At 46.9% G+C, this 597-nt stretch carries 1 pseudogene; it reads right to left on the reverse strand.

Annotation, left to right across the window (positions count from 1 at the left end):
* Nucleotides 1-597: pseudogene (locus tag R7R24_RS28630) on the reverse strand (cadherin repeat domain-containing protein); the annotation flags it as partial.

Below are 597 nucleotides of genomic sequence, written 5' to 3' on the forward strand. Positions count from 1 at the left end.
CAACTTTGATCACACCATTGAATTGAATTGGTTGGTAAAAGTCACCGCCATCATCTTCAAACTTAAGACGATATTCGCCCGCGGTATCCACTTCTAAGTTGCCATCCTTCATTCGAAGACGTTCAGGCAACCCACCAATCAGACTGACTTTGCCTTTCTGACCAGCAAACGTCAGTGGAATAGCCAGTTTAGGCTGATAAGTGAGAGACATTTCCACGTCTTTCATTACCGGATGAGGTGCGCGTTCGATTTCAATGTTGAAGCGGGTTTTACTTGCTGGATAATTACGCAAGTCGTATTCGTAGGCTTCAACTTCTGCGCTACCAACGCCTTTGATCAGCAACGCTGCACCATCCGTAGTTTTAGCGACAACGTCTTCACCATTGATGATGCGATATCCATAATCGCCGCGAGCGTGCGCAACTTGAGGGAAAATGCGTCCACCGTCTTCATACGTCTTAGCGATATTCGCAACACTGATCGCTTGACGTTGACCTGGTTTCACATCGACCACAAACTGAGCGACTTGTTGCTTGTTTAAGAAAGCATCGCTGTATGTTGCTGTCGCCTCGATGGTTACTTGACCAACGTTGTGGA

The organism is Vibrio sp. 704 (genome assembly GCF_033339295.1).